This is a genomic window from Mucilaginibacter sp. KACC 22773 (assembly GCF_028736215.1).
In the GTDB taxonomy this organism is placed as follows: domain Bacteria; phylum Bacteroidota; class Bacteroidia; order Sphingobacteriales; family Sphingobacteriaceae; genus Mucilaginibacter.
This window is the reverse complement of the sequence record NZ_CP117883.1, coordinates 6128887-6143693: the sequence shown is the minus strand read 5'-3', so window position 1 is coordinate 6143693 and position 14807 is coordinate 6128887. Positions and strand designations below refer to the sequence as shown.

Annotated in this window: 14 protein-coding genes and 1 tRNA gene; 6 read left to right on the top strand and 9 right to left on the bottom strand. The window is 37.9% G+C overall.

What is annotated here, in order from left to right; translation table 11 throughout:
- Nucleotides 1-59: 59 nt before the first annotated feature.
- The 4 genes from PQ469_RS25500 to PQ469_RS25485 all read right to left on the bottom strand — a co-directional run bounded on the left by PQ469_RS25500 (nucleotide 60) and on the right by PQ469_RS25485 (nucleotide 2008).
- A complete protein-coding gene (locus tag PQ469_RS25500; protein ID WP_274210201.1) occupies nucleotides 60-224 on the bottom strand; it encodes a hypothetical protein in 165 nt (54 codons plus the stop codon).
- Nucleotides 225-267: 43 nt separating this feature from the next.
- Complete coding sequence (locus tag PQ469_RS25495) at nucleotides 268-396, bottom strand: hypothetical protein (RefSeq protein WP_274210200.1); 129 nt, start codon at nucleotides 394-396, stop codon at nucleotides 268-270.
- Nucleotides 397-432: 36 nt separating this feature from the next.
- Nucleotides 433-606 (bottom strand): hypothetical protein, encoded by a 174-nt coding sequence (locus PQ469_RS25490; protein WP_177183707.1) that lies wholly within the window; start codon nucleotides 604-606, stop codon nucleotides 433-435.
- A 205-nt stretch (nucleotides 607-811) separates the two neighbouring features.
- Nucleotides 812-2008: an MFS transporter gene (locus PQ469_RS25485; protein WP_274210199.1), complete on the bottom strand. Its 1197-nt coding sequence runs from the start codon at nucleotides 2006-2008 to the stop codon at nucleotides 812-814.
- A gap of 714 nt (nucleotides 2009-2722) precedes the next feature.
- Between PQ469_RS25485 and PQ469_RS25480 the strand changes: the two genes are divergently transcribed.
- Nucleotides 2723-3256 (top strand): GNAT family N-acetyltransferase, encoded by a 534-nt coding sequence (locus PQ469_RS25480; RefSeq protein WP_274210198.1) that lies wholly within the window; start codon nucleotides 2723-2725, stop codon nucleotides 3254-3256.
- Nucleotides 3257-3313: 57 nt separating this feature from the next.
- Nucleotides 3314-3387: transfer RNA gene (locus PQ469_RS25475), tRNA-Ala, on the top strand.
- Nucleotides 3388-3575: 188 nt separating this feature from the next.
- Here PQ469_RS25475 and PQ469_RS25470 read toward each other — a convergent pair.
- Nucleotides 3576-4445 carry a hypothetical protein gene (locus PQ469_RS25470; protein WP_274210197.1) on the bottom strand — a complete coding sequence of 290 codons (870 nt, stop codon included), beginning with the start codon at nucleotides 4443-4445 and terminating at the stop codon, nucleotides 3576-3578.
- 252 nt (nucleotides 4446-4697) lie between these two features.
- Between PQ469_RS25470 and PQ469_RS25465 the strand changes: the two genes are divergently transcribed.
- Both PQ469_RS25465 and PQ469_RS25460 read left to right on the top strand, forming a co-directional pair.
- Nucleotides 4698-6365 carry a hypothetical protein gene (locus tag PQ469_RS25465; RefSeq protein ID WP_274210196.1) on the top strand — a complete coding sequence of 556 codons (1668 nt, stop codon included), beginning with the start codon at nucleotides 4698-4700 and terminating at the stop codon, nucleotides 6363-6365.
- A 483-nt stretch (nucleotides 6366-6848) separates the two neighbouring features.
- Entirely contained in the window at nucleotides 6849-7004 is a 156-nt protein-coding gene (locus PQ469_RS25460; RefSeq protein WP_274210195.1) for a hypothetical protein, read from the top strand.
- 90 nt (nucleotides 7005-7094) lie between these two features.
- On the opposite strand, the gene PQ469_RS25455 is transcribed toward PQ469_RS25460, so the two are convergent.
- The 4 genes from PQ469_RS25455 to PQ469_RS25440 all read right to left on the bottom strand — a co-directional run bounded on the left by PQ469_RS25455 (nucleotide 7095) and on the right by PQ469_RS25440 (nucleotide 12238).
- Nucleotides 7095-7778, bottom strand: coding sequence for a hypothetical protein (locus PQ469_RS25455; protein ID WP_274210194.1), 684 nt, complete (start codon nucleotides 7776-7778; stop codon nucleotides 7095-7097).
- On the bottom strand, nucleotides 7765-10677 hold the full coding sequence (locus PQ469_RS25450; protein ID WP_274210193.1) for an Eco57I restriction-modification methylase domain-containing protein: 2913 nt from the start codon (nucleotides 10675-10677) through the stop codon (nucleotides 7765-7767). Before PQ469_RS25450 ends, PQ469_RS25455 begins: the two co-directional genes overlap by 14 nt.
- Before the next feature lie 82 nt (nucleotides 10678-10759).
- On the bottom strand, nucleotides 10760-11569 hold the full coding sequence (locus tag PQ469_RS25445) for an XRE family transcriptional regulator (RefSeq protein WP_274210192.1): 810 nt from the start codon (nucleotides 11567-11569) through the stop codon (nucleotides 10760-10762).
- Nucleotides 11570-11875: 306 nt separating this feature from the next.
- Entirely contained in the window at nucleotides 11876-12238 is a 363-nt protein-coding gene (locus PQ469_RS25440) for a winged helix-turn-helix transcriptional regulator (protein ID WP_274210191.1), read from the bottom strand.
- Nucleotides 12239-12322: 84 nt separating this feature from the next.
- Here PQ469_RS25440 and PQ469_RS25435 point away from each other — a divergent pair, with 84 nt between their 5' ends.
- Together PQ469_RS25435 and PQ469_RS25430 are read left to right on the top strand one after the other, a co-directional pair.
- Nucleotides 12323-13180, top strand: a complete 858-nt coding sequence (locus PQ469_RS25435; protein ID WP_274210190.1) for an SDR family oxidoreductase — start codon at nucleotides 12323-12325, stop codon at nucleotides 13178-13180.
- A 341-nt stretch (nucleotides 13181-13521) separates the two neighbouring features.
- Complete coding sequence (locus PQ469_RS25430; RefSeq protein WP_274210189.1) at nucleotides 13522-14571, top strand: cytochrome-c peroxidase; 1050 nt, start codon at nucleotides 13522-13524, stop codon at nucleotides 14569-14571.
- The last annotated feature ends 236 nt before the right edge of the window (nucleotides 14572-14807 follow it).

Here is a 14807-nt window from a genome sequence, read left to right as displayed (position 1 = left end):
CTATCCGTTTTCATAGGTGCGATGTTGTACTTTAATAGGTAGATGTAGATATATGATGGTCAGGCAGCTTTACGTGTTGATTGTACTGCTACCTTCTTGTTGTTGTGCACAAATTGATTTCTTTCTTTGAAGTTCCTAAGATCTTCCAATAAAATGTTCAGTAACTCGTCGTCAAAGCGGGCAATTAATTCGCTGATGGTTGGGTTTGTTTTAGAAGCTTTCATAGGTAGATGTTTTATATATAGGTAAGTGTGTTGTAAGTTTTAATTAGGCTGCGGTTGCTAAACGGGTTGCTTTAGCTTTTATAGATTTCAAATCATTCATCAGTAACAATTTTAATTCTTTATCAAAACGCGCTACTAATTTGTTGGTAGATAATTTTTTGGTGCTTTTCATAGTTTTAGTTTTTTTGTATGTTTTAAATGTCTTTGTTTAATCGTTTTTTTCAGTCTCCTGGTTTTCGGTAAGGTTATTTTTGCGGCGTTTTGCTTCATTGTATTGCCTTAAAATTTGCTCCTCATCGCGTGCATCTGTTGTTTTTGTTGGCTCCACCGGGTTTTCCCATTCCTTTTCGCTTTCCTTAACCGTTGTCTTTTTAGTTTCCATAACAGCTACATTTGATGAGTAGTATTCCAACAGCGTGCCAAAAAAACATAAAAGTCATCTTTGGCTCAAAATATTTTTACAATAACATGTAAATATCTGTTTTTGAGTAACTTTTATTTTTAATAAAAATTAAAATTTTTGAAAGCGTGGATTTCAAAACGCAAAAATCACTGTTCGCTTAGTACTCAATAACCGAACACTTGCTTTAGTTCCGAACGTTTTTTTTGTAGTTAATAAAGTGCGCAGCCAGCGCGATGGCTGCCAATGTAACGCCAATGGCACACACGCCGGTCCACTGGTAAGTTTTCCAAACCAGGCTGGCCAAAAATGTGCCCGAAGCGCCGCCTATAAAATAACACACCATGTATACCGTGTTTAGCCTGTTACGCGCCTCGGGGATCAAGCCGAATATGATAGATTGGTTAGAAATATGTGTAGCCTGCACACCCATATCCAATACAATTACCCCTATAATTAAACCAACGATGCTGCTGTTGGAGAAATAGAAGATGATAAAAGAAACGAGTACTAATAATAGTGTATATCCTGACAATTTGTATGAATCCATTTTGTCGCTTAACCTGCCCATTAAGCCGGCTGCCAACGCGCCAAACGCGCCGACTAATCCAAAGAGGCCGGCAACAGAACTACCTTCGTTGAATTGGGGCTGTTTTAGTAAAAATACCAGCGTTGTCCAAAACGCGCTAAAACCGGCAAAGCATAGGGCCCCCCGGAAGGCAGCCATCCTGAGTTTTGGCTGAGTTTTAACCAGGTGGATGAGCGATTTCATCAGGTTTTTATAATTGCCTTTATAATCGGGTTCAACTTCGGGCAAAAAGAAAAATATCATTAGCCACATGGCCAGCATTAACCCCGTAGCTATATAGTACATTGTACGCCAGCCAAAATGTTGGCCAATAAAACCACTTAGCGTACGTGATAATAGTATACCTATCAACAGGCCGCTCATTACAAAGCCAATTTTTTTACCGCGTTCGGCCGGTTTGGCCAGGTGCGCGGCCATAGGTATCAGTAATTGTGGTATTACCGAAGATACCCCCACTAAAAATCCGGCTATTGTTAACACCAGCACCGATGGTGCTACCGCGCTTATTAATAACGAGATAATGACAAGGGCAAAATCTATCAATATTAATCGCTTACGTTTAAGCATATCGGCCAGTGGTATAATAAACAATAAACCGGTTGCATATCCAATTTGAGTAAATAGCGAAACCTGCTGGGCTTTTTTATCAGAGATTTTAAAAGTGTGTGCAATATCGGCCAGCAAAGGTTGGTTGTAGTAAATATTGGCCACCACCAGACAAGTGGCAATGGTCATAATCCATAAAGTGAACGATGTTAAATGCGGGTGTGCTTTTGTAGGCGGGTTAGTTGTCATAAATTTAAAACTGTAAAACGCGCTGCAAAAATGAAGATGCAGTTTTTAAATTGTGCTTATTTAAAGTAAATTTTATCCCGGTGTTCACAATATCTTCAGATGTAGGAAGTTTAAATTGTCAATAAAAATTCGGATTTTTTTGATGGATGGGATTAAAAAAAATGGATTTTATGTATTTTTTTATTTAAAAATGATTTTTTGGAATAAAATTTGACATAAATTCAATTGAAAATCATTTTGAAATATTTTTTAAGTGATTTTTTGATTTTTATTCTGTTTATTTTGGCTTATTTTAATTTTTAATGGAAAAAAATGAAGAAAAGTATAATATTCTTTTTGTCTTTTTGGTTTTATAAAACTTAATAATTAATTTTTTAAAAAATTATCACATTAATAATGAATTATTTGTATTTTTGAAAATCAAACAGCGGTATTGAGGTGTTTTGATAAAAGTTACAATAAAATTACAAAATAATTTTTAATAATATAAAAACTTAGTGTTACTTTTACACCGTAATACAAACACAAAAAAAGTCTTCTCATAATTTAGGTTTATAATTGGTTAGTAAAGGCCCCTGCCCATCAGGGGCTTTACTTGTTTTAAGGACTTGGGTTTAAAACCATCATTTGAGTAATTTTGACGAAAATCTTCAGGGGTTAAAACTATTGAAGAATGCTTTCAGGGTTTATGTTTATATAATGGATTAAAATACTATGGAAAACAGAAATGCTGATTTGACCATTCGGCTGGCATCAATCAAAGATGCCCAAGGTATACTTGATATTTACAATGATGCCATATTGAATACAACGGCCGTGTATAGTTATGAACCTCATACTATTGATATGCGCCTGCATTGGCTGGAGGACAAGCGCCACCACAATATTCCTGTTTTAGTGGCCGAGCTTGATGGCATGGTAACCGGATTTGCAACTTATGGTCCCTTCAGGGCATGGGCTGCCTACCAGTATACTATTGAACATTCTGTATATGTTCACAAAGCTTACAGGCAGCAAGGTATAGCCGAAAAACTTTTATGGCAACTCATCGAAGCAGTAAAACAGCAGCCAATACATACTATTGTTGCGGGCATTGATGCCGGGAATGTCGCGAGTATTAAACTGCACCAGAAGCTTGGTTTTACAGAGATAGGTACTTTTAAGCAGGTTGGTTATAAGTTTGACCGTTGGCTGGATTTGAAATTTATGCAATTGATATTGGATAGCGATTTTAAGCCCGGCAGCTAATTTTTTAAAATCAAATTCTTTTTTAATACTTAAAATTATATATTTGCCACCCGCAACGGGGGATTAGCTCAGCTGGCTAGAGCGCTTGCATGGCATGCAAGAGGTCATCGGTTCGACTCCGATATTCTCCACATTGATAATCAGGCATTTACGAAAATCGTAAATGCCTTTTTTATTTCTGATAAAACCGTGATAAAACATAAATTAGTTTAAAAGGGTATAAAACATCAGTCAAATTTTAATTCTAAGCTTTTCAAAATAATTGAAATAGAAAAAAAAAGAAAACTAAGAGTCAAAATTATATAATAGGCTGAATTTTTTATCCTTTTATTCGCTTGGTTTCAATCCAACCATAAACTTGTTTAGCAATACAATTCGATATTTCGATCATGCCAATAGTGGCTTCAATTTTAGACTCATAGGAAACCTGATTGTCTACCTTGCCAATGAATGTCGTTAAAGTATCCTCTTCGCCTGTAATTAAAGTAGTTGCGTTTCTGATATGCTTTTCGCCAAAATGTATAAAACCTGAAGTGGCTTGGTAAACATTAGTTATCCAAGGATAATCTTCAGCGGCTTTATCTTTCAAATAGGAATCCGTCATGAATTTACCGGATTTGTCTTTCATCTTCCTAATTACTTCTCCTTTCCAAACGTTAGTTGCAAATGCATGGGGCTCGCTAACCATCCACGCGGCAGAAAGCCTTAAATAATTATCTAAGTGTGGACGAACCAAATGAGCTGCAGATAAAAAATTTGATGTCCCGATTAATGTTTCAAATCCGTATATAAGGGATAGACTTCTGTTTAAAATGCCTGAGATATAGTAATCCAATGAATAAGTGCCTTTACCACTGGTGATCATGCAGGCCGCGAGCTTCTGGAATTTTTTTTCATAGAGCCGTAGCTCTCCCATATATCCTTCAAAAAAAACTTTAAGAATTTCCAGATTATCTGTCTTTGGAATACCGATTGGTGTTTCAATTAGTTTAGCCCAATATCTCCTGGAGGCAACTGTTATAGTGGCTTCATCATTATCGACAAACCAGCCCTTTTCATTTGTGCCATCCATATAAACCAATCTTCCCAGTCGACATTCTTTTATAAAATCCGTTGTCGGATCTTTGGCCAGTAAGACCGGCTCCTCAAGATCAGGATAATCCCCATCATCAATGTTATACCATTTCATCTTTTTTTTCCAAAATTGATATATAGCTGCGCAGTGTATTTGCGTAGCACACAAATTTTAAAACATCGGCTTTATTCATATCCTTGAATTTTTAAAAATGCTTAATAAAGGCGCAGAATAATAAGCAATATAAGTATTAGCATATTATCACGATAAACTAAACACGTTTATTGAGATTATGGCTTTTCAGAATTAAAAAGAACTAATTTAAGTGCTAATTTTATTCAAAGACATTCATGCAATTTATAGCATATGAGTAATTCTAGACCTACAACCTTCGGTATCCTCGGCTACCATACAATTTTTAAAAAAGACCCGCCAAAAGATCGAACTTCATTAATTCGGCATTTATCCAAGGATATTCTTTTACTTGAAATTGCTGGATTAAATTACCGATTATCAGGTGGGGTGAAACGAAAAGTAGATACAACCTGGGCAACCCAGGAACGTGAATTGCTATGGTTTTGTGGTCAACGCCCAGATTTATTTAAGAAATACGCAATCATAATTCGCGAGGCGACTCGTTCACCGGCTCCATATATTTTTTCCAGGCAGGCCTGTCTTTTTGCTATGGAAGAAATAATACAATCTGATATTCCGGTAATCGAAGGGTTTCAAATGTCTTCACCCAACACCTGGGAACCTTTTCTACTATATATGTTTTCCGTCAATTCTGAAATAACTAAAATTACAGAAGGTAAGGAAAACGAGCCCATCAACTTCGAAACGCTATCACCGAAGTTGCTACCGTTAAACGAATCAATGCTGATCAATGATCCACTATTTATTGTATTTAGAGGGTTTAAGCTGATGGAATATTTATCAGAGCATCCCGAAACTGCAGTTTATTTAAAAGTATATTTTGAACAAACTTATCAATTCACTTATGACAGGTTCATTTTCGAGGTCTATAGCCTACTTATGGCGAATAAGGCAGAACATGAACACTTACAGTTTCATTACCAGGTTCCCGAAAATCATCCAACCAAATATGTGTTTGATATTCTTTCAGAAAGGTTCGAGAGTAATGAATCTTTCAAATTGCTGAGTATTAGAAAGTACCCATTCTATAAAAGAGACGATTTTAGGTTTATTCTTACTGATCAAAATCATCTTTTAGAAAAAAGCTACTATCAATTTATTAATGACTTTTGGTTTGACTTTTTAAAAGGAAAAAACAAAAATGATGGTAGTTTATTTTCAATGCAGGATTTCAAATCGATTATTGGCTATTTTTTTGAAAGTTATGTAAACACTCAAATAAGATATGCAATGCAAATGCTACCTGAAGGTATAATTAGAACATTCGATCAGTTAAAAATCATTAAAAATAAACAGGAGGTTGAACTTGGTGATATCTATATCAGATCTCGAAATAGAATATTTATTGCTGAAGTGAAATCCACCTCGATTTATGACAATGAGAAATATGGTGGAAACATTGACGCACTATACAAAAATGATAGAAATAAATTTTTTAAAACTTTTGGTGTAGACAAGGTTTGTGAAGCAATCGATAGCTTATCAGAAGAGATGTTAAAAATCGACACAAGTTTAGAAAATTGCAAAAAACTTATGGTTTGGCCGGCGATAATAGTGAATGAAAAGGCCTTTCAAACACCATTCATGACTATGATTTTTAATAACCGTTTTAAGGAATTATTAAAAGACCAAGGGAAAATGATCCATGTGTACCCATTAACTTTAATCCACATCAGCGAACTGGAGCAAATGGAGCATGACTTACATAAAAATCCGAATAAATTATGGGATTTGTTAAGCGCAAATTTCAATCAAAAAGGCGATGTAATTCCGCCGTTTTATATAACATTAAATAGAAAATACATTCGGTACAACTATAGTCGTATTAGTGAGACTATTTATAAGCTATTAGGAAAATATCAACAAAAATTGGATTAATAGTTCGTTGTCGATTAAGATGCCCTATATCAATTTTTAATAAATTATTAGTCTCAAAACTTGAAAACACTTATAGAATACGGTATATCAGATGGAGCTCACCCCAAATTCTTTCCATATTCGTTTACAAAGCGACGCTGTCATTTATGCCAATTATAAAGCGGGCAATTCCTACGCGTTTTTGTTGGTAAAGGTCGCGCTGTTAATATCAAAGATAATATACGCAGCTACTCGGTTTGGCAGATCGATCAGGCAAGCGGCTGCATTGATATTGCCGCCTGCACCTTTCAAATGGCCCAGGCAGATACTGGGTAGAAAATTGAAAAACGGGCGATGAGGTTTATTATTCCTGGGATGAAAACAATTTATCAGTAAATGACTGGAGATTATGATGAATAAGACCACACCGTTTCGGCGCAAACATAGGAAACCTTATCGTCTACCTTTCCGATGATTGTCTTTAAGCTCTCCTTTCAGTCATATATGAAATTATTCTGTCCGGCGATGAGTGCAGCCAATAGTGCCGACGACTACATCAATTCGCCGGAGCTTTTTAATAGTAACGAAAAAATGATTGCACAGGCTTTTGGAAAAAGGAAGCCGGGACGGATTGGATTATCAGGTGGGCATTGCTGTTAGTAGCTAAAGAAGCTATGTGAATTATTGGACCAGTGACTAAACTTGGTGAATGGTTTGTCAGTCCGTTTTCTAACTAGAAAAGTAGATTAGTTAATTGAGATCGATAAAATAGTGCCAAAGGAAAATGGTGTCGCTAAATTGCTTCCGGATGTGTTTGGATGATAGCTTTTCAACTTTTGAGTACGTTTTAATTTTCATTAGCTTCTCATCTTTACCAGTCCAATCAATTGTATTATCTGTATTTGTAATAGCCAAGTTATCAATCCATCCATTTACCTTTTTTATCCAATCGTCACTGGTTGGTTTTTGAACATATGCTAACATGCCACAAATTGTTAAGTGAGATGAGTGTTCGCCCCGTTTGAATCTTTCGATGCCACCCCGCCCCGCTCCCGAAACATATTGTTCATTGTTAGAGGTAGCAGAAAATCGTTTTGCTTCAAGTTCAAGAATTGGCAATGGCCTTATTCCACGCGTTAGCACAAATACACCGATATCTGTTTCTTTTCCTGATATGGCTTGCGTTGGATTCTTTCGAAAATCAAATGGAAAGAATCCATCACTTTGTTCAGTTTTACAAAGTTGTAAGTGATGAACCAAAAGATCACTAATACGGTTCTCTCGATCAGAGTCCTTTATTTCTTTAAAATAAGGGGGAAAGCCAGGGATATTAATGTCCAAAAATGCAAGAATCTGGTTTACTTCTAAGCTAGCTGAAATATCCAAATCATTGGCAAGAGGTGGTTGATTAATTTGCAGACTATCCTTCAGCATAATACCTCGCTTTTACATAATCGGCAAATGTTTCGTCTGCATCTCTTAACGCAATTGATCGAAGCCAGTAGCGCTGATGTTTCGGTTTAACGAGGATCAGGCGATCCTTTCCATAGATCTTTAAAATACGTTGAATTGATGTACTTTGGCCCTTTTCCTTTGAAGAAGGAATTATCTCATGAATATATCGCTCCAGGTTATTCGTCTCTTCAAATTCTGGCATCGTTTCATCTGCTGTATATTCAAAGTGTATAGCATAATATTTCCCAGCATCGATTATTTTAAATAATTGAAAGGATTTTCCATTGTTTTGATAAACGCTATTGAGTGTTTTACAAAAGACCTCAGCAAAAGCAACCAAAGCAGGTTTAGCAGTGTCTTCAAATTGATTTTGTGAACGGCTCAACTGGCAGGAAAGCACATCTTCGATTAGTATTTTTTCTGCAAGGCTCGTCGAAAGTAACCGATGATCCAGCGAAAAAGGCAAACTGTCAATATCCTTTTTGAGAATTGCCGTTGCCCGGCCAACAAGAACTCTGTTACTTGTCACTAATATAAAAAAACGGTATAGTGAATTATTGGTAACGAATAGTTGATAAACTTCCTTCAATAGTTCGACTTCACTTTCTGGAGCATGGATGCCGATAATTTCATGACTAAATACGGCATCTTGGGTCAGAAAATCTATCGGAATCTTATGCTTACCAATATTCTCTTTTATTAAGATATGCGGCTTTAAGTAAATCTCTTTTGACTTTTCTCGCGGTGCCTCAAAATAGCCTTCAGTTTCTATCGAAGTTTTGCTCACACCAGACTCTTGAAAGTGTTCAGGTTTAACGGAAACCATGTGCTGAATAAAATCGGCATGGTGCTTTTTGTTACCGATAGTATAACCCTCTCCATATTTCCAATTCCCGGATTTTACCTTTTCTTTCAAAAACTGCCCAAGCGTAGGCATTGCGGCCAAGCGATCAATTAACTGCCCCAAACGCCCGCCCCCTAATAAATTGGCTTTCCAGATGTAGGGATTAGATAAAACTGCCTCCTTACTGATAAAATTAAAATCATAACGATCAAATTCTAAAAAGAGTCTGTTAGAATTAGAAAATGTTCGATTGCCAATAAGATGTAATACCGCCTCAGCATCAGGTGCGGCATTTTGCAGGAAAACAGCCGCAGTAGCCACATTTTTCCTTCCCCAGAGCTTATCTGCGAGTTTGGTAAAATCGATGACCTGTAACAAATTATACTTAGAGAAAAGGTGATTTTTAAACAAGGGAGCATCCTTATACAATAATGGCCCGGACGGCTGTATAAGGCACAACAGACCATCCTGTTTAAGTAACTTCATTGATTGCACCAAGAAATGAAGCGCAGGATTTTCGTCTGGTATGCTGATTTCAGTCTTATAACCTGTTTTATTTTTCAGGTTCTTAAAAAACTTGGTACGATCGGGTTCCTTGCCGTTGATCGATTGTAGATTAAAGGGAGGATTCCCAATTACCAGCGCGAAATCATTTCCTGGTTCGGAAATGATAAAACGGAAGAAATCCTGAGTGACAATATTTTCGCTTAAATCCGGGAATTTCAATTTCCCCCAAGTAGGTGGGTCAAGGTTAACCTCATCTAAAATGGCAAGGGCCAAGCTGAATATCGAAAGACGGATAGCATCAGGCTCTATATCAATTCCATGAATGCTTTTTAAAAGTAACTCCCTTAAAACAGATAAGGGCGGCTTTACCAATTCTCCATGTTTTAACCACTGTTCATATCGCCACCACTGCACTATCCTTTTATAACTTTTGACCAGGAATATGCCAGAACCGCAACTCACGTCGATTAGCTTAAAGTCTTGCTTTGGGCTCTTCAAAGGCATACATTCATCCACCAGCGTACTGACAATCATTTCCGGAGTATACACAATATCTTTGCTGTCGGTCAGCAATTCCTCATACACGGAACTGATGACCTCCACAGGCAAGTGCGAAAAGGAATATAGTCGCCATAAAACATATTGACTGTTCTGAATGTTTCCGTCCAGGTAATCGGCCAGATGTATAACCTCCGTTTTCTGTATGGCCAGGCGTTCCTCAGTTTCAGTCGTTTTGTCCCACTCAAATATTTTACCGTTAAAATCTTTAGACAGTTGATCCAACAGGTTTAATAATTTTCCTTTACGAATGGTATCGCAGAAATTATCACACTGGAAATTTCGTTTAAAATAGGTACCTGCGAAATAGCCGCTTGCACTGTCTTCATCCCGCTCCTCCAGGTACTTGATCAGCAAGCATTGGACAAGCAACTTTAGCGCGACATGCCTGTTTAGCCCAGATTCCTCCTGGAAGCTCTTATAAACCTGCTTTAATCCACGGATCAAATCTTTAGTAGCAGATTGTTCAAATTTAAAATGTTTCTTTTCGTCCTGTTCTTCCCAAAAAAGGCCATCGTCAAAACTTTGCGCCTTAAAGTCTTTAATCGCCGTCCCGGTCAGCCGGATGATCTCACTCGCGTAACTTGTTAAATTTTCTTTGGGTTTTTCACGGGAATCAAAAATGGAAACTGAAAATTTTTCTATAATGAGATAGGCCGGTACCTGGTAGCCATTCCACATCTGGACATGAATACGGTTCTTTTCGGCTTCGGTTAAACTTCGTTGTGTAAAATCGAAAATGTATAATTGAGGAACTGATGCACGGCCATCCTGAAAAAAACGAAAATAAACAGCATCTGCATTAAATTTACTTTTAGCTGTTTCCAAGGCAAATAACACATCAGGTGATGCTAGTGCCTTTTCGAGATTTTGGTAATTATTTGTCAAAAGCACTCCACTGTTCCCACTTTCTTCAATAAAAGTAAAATTCAGATCTTGGATGCCTTGCTCAAATAAAGTAGTACTCATATATTCTCTAAACGTACAAAAATAGAATTTCAATGTTGCCCAATGGCATTTATTTACGGCCTATTTAAGTTTTTACTTATTTTTAATTTTGTTGTTCCGCTTTTAATTGTTTTACGTCCGACCGTATTTCATTAACCGCTTTTAGCAACTCAATCATTTCCAATTCCTGTGTCGGCAATACATCTGTAATATGGCTATGATACCTCCAAACCTCCAGCACATCCCCGGCAAATACCGGCTGATCCTCATAAAGGGTATTTAGGGACCGTAGGAGCAATTGATCTTGTTGGGTAGTCACCATTTTAAAAAGAAAACGTTGCTCAGCACGCATAATTACTATGCATGGCGTATCGTTCAACATCTTCCAATCCTGCACATACTCTGTTATCACCATACAGTTTTCAGGAATTGGTAACATACTGTCACCTTCCGTTGGAAATATACGGTACGTTTTTTTTTCAGCCAGGTGAGGGAAACTAAACTTAGGAAGCTGACCAATAAAATCAGGATCATTATAGCCAGCGAGGTAACCGGCTTTTGCTTTTATCGGTACAAATTCTATATTCTCTTTATTACCGGGTGTTACCGTAATTGAAAGCACCCGAATTTTGCCCCCCGATATGTAAATGTCATTTCCAGTTTCCAGTTCACGTAATTTCAACTCCCCTAATTTTGACAGGTCAACTTTTAACAAGCTATCAATGCTGATCTTAAAATATTGCGAAAATTTTAACAGATCTTCTAAAGGAGGGTTGGTGTGGTTGTCACTTTCATGGTGCGCGACCTTAGAACGGGATATATCAAGGGCTCTCGCAAGGTCTTCCTGGCTGATTTTCTTTCTGTTACGTAGCAATTTCAGATTGCTCGTCCAAAAAACATTTTGAAGTGCCATATGTAATTGTTCGTACTGTGAACGAAATGCTGTTCATGATACGAACAAATGTAAAAATAGTTATTTGAAAAACCAACATATGGATATGAAAATATTGCACCTTACATAATTCTCCTTACTAAAATAATCGAAGCAACAAGTTTTAAAAATGAAGCACAACTAAAGATTATCCTCAGTAAGAATTAAACGGCAGATTTGTAGGTGTGAAGGATTTTTGGCGGGGATTAATTCTTTTGCCTGTCATTCGGGTAATTATCAAGCGGAAGCGGCATAGAACAAGATAATTAAGCTTACGTGAACTTCCAGTTAATTGTCTCTTTGAATTTGTCCCCATTTTTCAATGGCCTCTAAAACCGGAAATACCGTTTCCCCGTTTTTTGAAATGCTGTATTCCACCTTCGGCGGCACTTCGGCATAAACTTTTCTAATAATCAGGCCGGCCGTCTCCAGTTCCCTCAATTGTGTGGTAAGCATTTGTTTACTGATGGCCGGCATGGCCCTTTGCAGCATACCAAACCGGTTTGCTCCCCGCTTGATACAATATAGAACAACAGGCTTCCATTTACCGCCAATTAACTGCATGGCATAATTGAAAGGACATTTTTCAAAAATATTTACGTCTTCCAAGTCCGCCACATAGCCCGGAATTCCATTAGTCTTATTTTCCATACTATATCATATTTATATGACTACTATCAAAAATAGAACAATTGATCTACTTTTAGACAAATTATTTAAAAAAACTAAAAGAAAATGAAGAATATTACTGTATTCGGTGCAACAGGATTGCTGGGAAAACCGGTAACTGAAGAACTGGTGAAATCCGGATTTGTCGTTAAGGCGCTTGTAAGAGACATTGAAAAAGCGAAAAAGATTTTCCCGTCAGGTGTCAGTTTTGTAAAAGGTGATTTAGAGGATAAATTCTCTCTGAAAGATGCCATGCAGCATGCAGATGGCATATACATCAGTATCGCTAATACTTACAAAGATAAAGAAAACGGATTCAATGCTGAACAGCATGGATTAGACAACATCCTTGAAGTGGCTAAAGAACTTAAAATTAAACAGGTCGTGTTTTTATCTTCATTTTTAGCCAGAAATTACCAGGGTGACTGGTGGGTCTTTCGGGGAAAGAAGAGCAGCATAAGCCGCGTTAAAAACGCAGGTCTCCCCTATACCATTTTTTACCCGTCAACTTTTATGGAGAACTTTCACAACGGAATGATCCGGGGTCACAAGGTGGCTGCTTTAAAACAACCGGTAAATAACAAAGCCTATTGGATTGCCGGAAGTGATTATGGAAAAATGGTAGCGAAGGCGTTCGATCTCAGCAGCACATTGAACAAAGAATATTCTGTACAAGGCCCGCAGGCATTTACGATGAAAGAGGCAGCAGAAGAATTTGCCGCAAACTACAGCAAAGACCGCCTGTCTGTAGCACTTACCCCGTATAAACTGGTAAAGTTTCTGGGGAATTTTGTTCCGCAGATAAAATATCTGATGAAGATGAGTGAGGTGAGTATGAATAACCGGGAGACATTCGAATCACAAAATACCTGGGATGAGTTAGGTGCGCCGGAAACAACGATTGCCACGTTTGCTAAGCTGTAGATCCATAAAAATTACTTTTCGGCGATTATTCGAAATCCCACCATGGGGTAGGTAAGGCGACACGCTTACCTACCCCATGTGTCCCATAATATTCCTCCCGGTTATGGAATATCAATATTCATGATTCATCAGGTATCCGGCAGTCAGTCTCGTTTGCTTTTCTCAAAATCTTCACGTAACGGGGTTTCAAAGGTCAGGCTGTTTGATTTAATTAATCAATTGTTTGAATACTCTTAAAAGCGCAAATCTGAGCCGGATAACTTCGCTAAATAACTTGTTTCGGCCTTGTTACGAATGACAATACCATAGCTGATCAAAATAATTATTAAAAATGAGCGAAGATGAAAAAAGCATTACTTATCGTTTCCATGTTGACTGTGATTATATTATTTGTTGTTTCCTGCAGTAAAGACTCCGCGGACGGGTCATCGCCGGAGGCGGATAATGAGCTGATATACCAGGCAAACCAAAATTTAAGCGCCATTACCGCCAACCCCGTTACAAGTGCGAACAATCAACTTTCAGACGCTAAAATAAGACTGGGGAAAATACTGTTTTTTGATAAAAGGTTATCCCTCACTAACAGTATCAGCTGTTCATCCTGTCATAACCTTTCAACTTATGGCGTGGACAATCTTCCTGTTTCGCCCGGACACACAGGCCAATTGGGAACCCGTAATGCCCCTACTGTCTTTAACGCTGCCTACCATTTCAGGCAGTTCTGGGATGGCCGGGTTAACACACCCGAAGAACAGGCCAGGGTGCCCATTCTCAATCCAATTGAAATGGCGCTGCCTGATGCTGTCACCGTTGAAAATAAATTAGGCTCTCTCTCATTATACCAGGGGCTTTTTGCGGCGGCCTACCCGGGCGAAGGCAACCCTGTCACTTTCAATAATACGACCCAGGCTATCGGTGCTTTCGTCAGAACGCTGGTTACCCCATCCAGGTTCGACAGTTTTTTAAACGGAAATACTTCGGCGTTAACAACACAGGAAAAAAATGGGTTGAGAACCTTTATACAAATAGGCTGTGTATCCTGCCATTCGGGTGCTGCAGTTGGCGGATCAAGTTTCCAAAAATTCGGAGTTTACGCTGATTACTTTGAGTTTACTAATAGTGCTGTCATTGATAATGGCAGATTTACCCAAACCGGGCTGGAATCTGAACGCTACGTTTTTAAAGTACCTTCTTTAAGAAATGCGGCCCAAACCTATCCTTACTTTCACGATGGAAGCGTCAGGAATTTGGAAGACGCGGTTTCCATTATGGGCCGAGTAAACCTTAACGTAAACTTGTCGGGACAGGAAGTGAACGATATTGTCGCTTTTATAAACAGCCTGACCGCACGTGTGCCCGAATCTGTGGCCGCAATACCCGAAGAATTATAACCGAATTACAAGAACACACATCCGGCTCCTTACTGTCTTTTTATTTCAGCCTGATTAGCCCAGTTGTTTAACAAATTCAATGCAATTGTTTGATTTGTTTAATGTATTGTTTGATAGCTTTTAACAGTTTTCCTTCTTTACAGGATAACTTTGCATCAATATTAGAATACCTCTATATTATTGATGCTGCAATAAATCAGTTTTGAACGAAACTTTAAACAGTAAATATTTTAGCA